Annotated in this window: 2 protein-coding genes; both read left to right on the top strand. The window is 64.2% G+C overall.

Translation table 11 applies throughout. The annotated features are described in order from the left end of the window. A partial coding sequence (locus V7Z54_RS07945; RefSeq protein ID WP_334135674.1) for an amino acid aminotransferase occupies positions 1–893 on the top strand: 893 nt, incomplete at its 5' end. Between the two features lie 99 nt (positions 894–992). Next, positions 993–1,964 (top strand): polyhydroxyalkanoate depolymerase (gene phaZ, locus V7Z54_RS07940; RefSeq protein ID WP_334135673.1); only part of this gene is annotated, 972 nt, incomplete at its 3' end.

Here is a 1,964-nt window from a genome sequence, read left to right as displayed (position 1 = left end):
CGCTGGGCGGCACCGGGGGCCTGAAGATCGGGGCCGACTTCCTGCGCAAGCTGCTGCCGAACGCGCAGGTGCTCATCAGCGACCCCAGCTGGGAGAACCACCGCGCCCTGTTTGCCAACGCGGGCTTTGCGGTGGACACCTACGCCTACTACGACGCGCAGCGGCGCGGCGTCAACGTCGAGGGCATGCTGGCGAGCCTGCGGGCCGCCGCACCCGGCACCATCGTGGTGCTGCACGCCTGCTGCCACAACCCCACCGGTTACGACCTGACACCCGCGCAGTGGGATGCGGTAGTCGACGTGGTGCGTGAGCGCGGTCTGGTGCCGTTCTTGGACATGGCCTACCAGGGCTTCGGTCACGGTATTGCCGAAGATGGTGCCGCGGTGGGCAAGTTCGTGGCCGCCGGCCTGGACGTCTTCGTCGCCACCTCGTTTTCGAAGAGCTTCAGCCTGTACGGCGAACGCGTGGGCGCGCTGTCGGTGGTGTGTGCCAGCAAGGATGAGGCCGAGCGGGTGCTGTCGCAACTCAAGATCGTCGTGCGCACCAACTACTCCAACCCGCCCACGCATGGGGCCGCGGTGGTGGCCACGGTGCTGACCACGCCCGAGCTGCGCGCGCTGTGGGAGCAGGAGCTGGGCGAGATGCGCGCGCGCATCCGCACCATGCGGCAGCGGCTGGTGGATGGCCTCAAGGCGGCCGGGGTGGCACGCGACATGTCCTTCATTACCCAGCAGATGGGTATGTTCAGCTACTCCGGCCTGAGCCGGGACCAGATGGTGCGTCTGCGCCAGGAGTTCGGCGTCTACGGTACCGACACCGGTCGCATGTGCGTGGCAGCGCTCAACAGCCGTAACGTGGACTATGTGTGCCAGGCCATCGCGGCCGTGCTGTGAGCGCTGTCTCCGACGTGACGTGAGATACGGGTCACGACGCATGGCGCGTTTCTCTGCTTGCTGGTATATTTGTTGCACTGCAACATAAAGGCAACCGCCATGCTCTACCACCTGTACGAGGCGCAGCGCGCGCTGATGGAGCCGTTTTCGGACTTCGCGGCCGTCACGGCCAAGCTGTTCGCCAACCCCACGTCCCCGCTGGCGCAAACCCCGTTTGCGCAGCGGATTGCGGCGTCCTATGACCTGCTGCATCGGCTGGGCAAAGACTACGAGAAGCCCGAGTTCGGTATCCGCGAGGTCGACGTCAACGGCGTGCATGTCACCGTGCACGAGCGCGTCGAAATCGATAAGCCGTTTTGCCAGCTGCGTCGCTTCAAGCGTTACGCCGACGATCCGCAGACGCTGCTGCGCCTAAAAGAGCAGCCGGTGGTGTTGATCGTCGCGCCGCTGTCGGGGCACTACGCCACGCTGCTGCGCGACACGGTGCGCACCATGTTGCGTGATCACAAGGTCTACATCACCGACTGGAAGAACGCACGCCTGGTGCCGCTGTCCGATGGTGTATTCCACCTCGACGACTACGTCCACTATATCGAGGAGTTTATCCGTTACCTGCAGCGCCACTACGGCAACTGTCACGTCATGAGCGTTTGTCAGCCGACCGTTCCAGTACTGGCTGCCGTGTCGTTGATGGCCAGCCGCGGCGAAAAGACCCCGCTGTCGATGACGATGATGGGCGGGCCAATCGATGCCCGCAAGTCGCCGACGGCGGTGAACAACCTCGCGCTGCGCCGCAGCTACGAGTGGTTCGAAAACAACGTCATCTACCGGGTGCCGGCGGGCTTTCCCGGCGAGGGACGGCGTGTGTACCCGGGATTTCTGCAGCACGCCGGGTTCATCGCCATGAACCCGGATCGGCACTTCAACAGCCACTACGACTACTTCCAGCACCTGATCCAGGGCGACAACGAAAGTGCGCAAGCGCACCGGCAGTTTTACGATGAGTACAACGCGGTGCTGGACATGGACGCCCACTACTATCTGGAGACGATCCGGACCGTGTTCCAGGAG

Origin of the sequence: Tepidimonas sp. (genome assembly GCF_036824975.1) — a bacterium.
In the GTDB taxonomy this organism is placed as follows: Bacteria; Pseudomonadota; Gammaproteobacteria; order Burkholderiales; family Burkholderiaceae_C; genus Tepidimonas.
The sequence above is the reverse complement of the archived record's forward strand: the minus strand, read 5'-3'. Positions and strand labels throughout refer to the sequence as shown.